Here is a 3,799-nt window from a genome sequence, read left to right as displayed (position 1 = left end):
TCATTGAATGTTTGCCCGACGGCAGGGGTCGCATGAAGCCCCGTCCAAGTTGAGACCGCTGCAATCATTATCATTCCTGAAAGCGAACGCATGATCGACCTCGCTACAAATCACAAAACAGCGAAACAATGCAAACTCCTAAGGCACGTTCCGGCACATCCCCGATTCATATGTAGAAAGGTGAAGTACTACCCATGGCGGAACGTAGACGCAGTGCAGCAAGCAGATAGCTCGCTGCAACGCATCACGTTAATCGGCAGCAGTTCTAGAGCTCTCTGGCGAAGCGAGCGTCAAGACCGCCTGTACGTGCAGGCGATTCAATCAGTAGCGTGAATGTCCTCGCCTGATTGTAGACACGAGGTGACATTGAACGGATCGCCACAGTTCAGTGGGGCGAGAGGCCGCGAGCCGCTTAAGACGCTCCGTACGTTACCTGCCGCGGCTCGATGTTCAGTGGGCGCTGGTCATTATAATGACCGACCTGTGGGGTTGCGTCATGGCAGGGATTAGAGGTTCGGTGCGAGTCGTTGCCCAATGCGCGACACGCCGTTGCTTGCCGAAATGCCCGATGCTCGGAGCCCGCAGCGAGTACCGTCCGCGAGACGTATCGCGCGCTGATGACCAATGGCCGCGATACGCTATCAAAGTCAGAGACCGTCACTATTGCGGCAATTAAGCAAGGCATTCCTCTCTTGGTGGAAGCTCGAGAGATCATAGCCGGTTTCCATACGATGATCCGCAAGAAGGCTCACAGAGAGCTTGAACCATCGTTGGAACGAGCATGCGCAAGCCTAGTCGTGTCTTTCGCCAACGGCGTCATCAAGGACAAGGCCCCCGTCAGCGAATCGATTACCGCCGTCCTGGTCCAACGGACAGACCGAAGACCAGATCGCCAAACTCCAAACTGGGTTAAGCCCCAATGCCGGGCATGGAAGGAGTAAAGCTTCCAGCCGCGCTGGCGCTGCTGCTGCGAGCGGATTTGCCCGGCCTGGCCAAGCCCGAGGGCGAATGCCTCCTCCAGTGCCGGCTGGCCCTCGCTCCTGCGGCGGATCTCGCGGATGATCCGGCCCAGCCGCCTGCGCAATGCGCAACTGCCGCTGATGCCGCTGGAATTGCTTTGCATGAGCGTAGCGGCCCGCCATCATCGCGGCGGCCTTGGCCACACGAGAATAGGCATCGGTCGGAAAGGTGATGGCCTTCGGCTGCACCGTGGTGTCGACCGTGACGCGCAGCAGCTCCAACTTGTCGACGAGCCGCTTGCGCCAATGGCTCAGGTCCGAGCGCTCATGCGGGAAGGCGTCTTGCTTACTCGGCGACGCTCTCTCTACGTCTCGAACCAGCATCAGGAGCTGTATGCATTCGTCGTTAGACGGCATTGAAGTTCGGCACGTTCGTCTCAAAACGTTCGACAAGCCCGGCACCTACCACCAAGTTTCCGCTCCGAGTATGGCATCGCCTTTGCTGAAGTACCTGCAGGACCCGAAAACAGCAAGGAACGTGTGCGACAATGAACCCAGCAATGTCCCAAACCGACGCAGATTGCCGCCCGGCCGCCAGAAGGCCGCGCCGTGGCACCTGGCTGCGGCGCGCCTTTGAGCGGTCAGCAGTATTACGTCTCAGGCGGAAGGGACCGCGATGGATGCTCGTGGCGCTTCTCCTGTTGGTTATCGGTAATATCGCTCTCGCGAGTCTTGCCTGGCTCGTTGTCGAACACGTCTTCCGCTAGGAACCGTTCGACGGCCGGGCCGGGGTCTACCAAGAACGCCCCCAGAAGGTAAGCCGCCTGGCTGGCAAAAAGACAGGCGATTGTAGCGAATGCGCCTTCGATCAACCCGAACCCATCATTGAACAGAGCAATCGCTGAACCGAAGGCCACAAGCGGAGCAACTACCAGGTTTGCCCAAACCCGAAACACAAAGCCGGTCGCCAGCCTGAGTAAAGCGCTCGTCGCCAAGCAGATCAAAACGAGCATCATGAGGCATTCCCTGAGAGCCCGTTACACCGAGCGTTTGTCTTTTGTCCTCAGAAGCCATAGTGAGCGCTCAGGGGCAAGCCGGACGATGTTAAACTCGCAGCGAAATCTACGTATTGTTAATCTTTACAAAGCGAAGCAACGTTTACGGGAATTTGGGTCCTTCATACGCTCGAATGCATGAGGGTGCGGCGAGCGCAAACTGGTTCAGACCGCTGGAATTTGAACGAGACGTTCAATTGGTTCAGAGAGGTGACCAAAATTGGCCGGAGAGACGCAGATCGCTAGAAGCGGTGGCGTAGACGGCACATCCAAATTGACTTTCATTGTCGCGATTAAGCATAACGGTTCAATCTCAAAACAGAGACGGCAACCACTTCGTTCTCGCGGTATTGAACAGGCCGTGTGACACCTTTGGGGCGGGGAACGGGCTTTGGAAGAAGACAACGCAGTCAAACCGATCAGGTTTGGCCAACGAAAAGTCGTGCCTCGCGTCTGCGTGGTTGACCCGAAGAAACACGTTCGATCTTTTCTTTGTGAAGCGCTTCAAGAACTCGGATTCGCCATCTGTGAATGCGCTCACTCAGCCGAAGTAACCCGAGTAATCAACGCCGAGATTCCTGATCTGCTTCTGCTCGGGTTTGCTGGCGAGGGTATGGAAGCGGTCCGTGTTTTGGAGCGACTCGCGGGCGAGCGCTTTGGTGGCCGAGTGCTCTTGTTCGGGCCCCCTCATTCGCATGCGTTGCTGGCATTGGCGACGCTCGGAGCCCAACTCGGCCTGCATATGCTTCCCGTCTTAGCGACGCCATTTGGGGAGCTCGAGCTGCAGGCGAGCCTTGCCGACTTTGTGCCTTTGCCAGCGCCGCCGCGCCCCGGGTTAGGACCCGACGTAGGCCCATCTCGCGCATCTCGCCAAAGGTGATCTTCACGGGGCGGCCGTCATCGTGCGCAGGCGTGTGGCGTCGGACAGGGCGAGACATGCCGCCATCAAAGCAGCACGTAAGTACCTCGCATATTATCGATTCCTAGCAGTTCGCGGCCGGGCGCCGGCCTGTTTCGACCCTAGTGCCTGCACGCGATGTCGGGTTGTTAGCCGCCGCGGCCGACATTACCGGGGACCGCGAAGCGCGCCCGAGAATTGACATCGGGGCTCGGACGTTCCGCCGCGGGTTGGCGCGCCCGAGAATGACGCACCTTTGCAGCGTCGGCCGAGGTGCACAGGAGCATCAAGAAACTCACCGCCAAAACCGAGCGCATAGGGTCAGATCCAATTCCGCAACCGCCCCTATCTGACGCTCCGACTGTTGCCTCACAATCTGTGCCGGCTTCACAACTGCGAGAAGGAGGCGAAAGCGCGCAAGCTACTGCGGCGCGGGTGAGGAAAAGGATATCGCTAATTCCGATCCGGGCAAGCCGGGCAGAGTACGGTTGGGTGCCTCGGCCTCACACCGCAAGGCTCCGCCGGCTCTTCAGGCCGGCGGTTCTCACGGCGTGGAGGCTAATCTTCCAAGGTTAGATAGTGCAGCGATGTCCAGGGATTCAAATTGCCACCGGGGCAAGGTCCTTGCCCCATGCTTCAAAAGCTCCTCCACCAGTGAACTGAGCTGGCTCTTGTCCGATATGAAACCATGGTCTAGCCTCATTTGAGACTGGAATCGTAGATCAATATATCTCCCGCGCTAGAGCGGGGAGACTGCGAGACGTGGCGAACGAGCGGCGACGTAGCGTCTATGCTGCGCAGATATTGGTCGACGGCAGTCCTGTGCGGTGCAAGGTCCGCCACCTCACGGATTCCTCTGCGATCGTCCAAATCGATAACGCGCCTTT

2 protein-coding genes and 1 pseudogene are annotated in these 3,799 nt (G+C 58.4%); all 3 read right to left on the bottom strand.

Annotation, left to right across the window (positions count from 1 at the left end):
• Positions 1-925: 925 nt before the first annotated feature.
• Positions 926-1,304 (bottom strand): annotated as a pseudogene (locus tag AC0L27_RS40800) (IS5/IS1182 family transposase); the annotation flags it as partial.
• A 305-nt stretch (positions 1,305-1,609) separates the two neighbouring features.
• Entirely contained in the window at positions 1,610-1,975 is a 366-nt protein-coding gene (locus AC0L27_RS40795; RefSeq protein ID WP_473323701.1) for a hypothetical protein, read from the bottom strand.
• Between the two features lie 580 nt (positions 1,976-2,555).
• Entirely contained in the window at positions 2,556-2,756 is a 201-nt protein-coding gene (locus AC0L27_RS40790) for a hypothetical protein (protein WP_473323700.1), read from the bottom strand.
• Positions 2,757-3,799 lie beyond the last annotated feature (1,043 nt).

It is taken from the genome of Bradyrhizobium sp. Ken51 (assembly GCF_055807435.1).
Note: the sequence above shows the minus strand (reverse complement) of the source record. Positions and strands in the feature narration are given on the sequence as shown.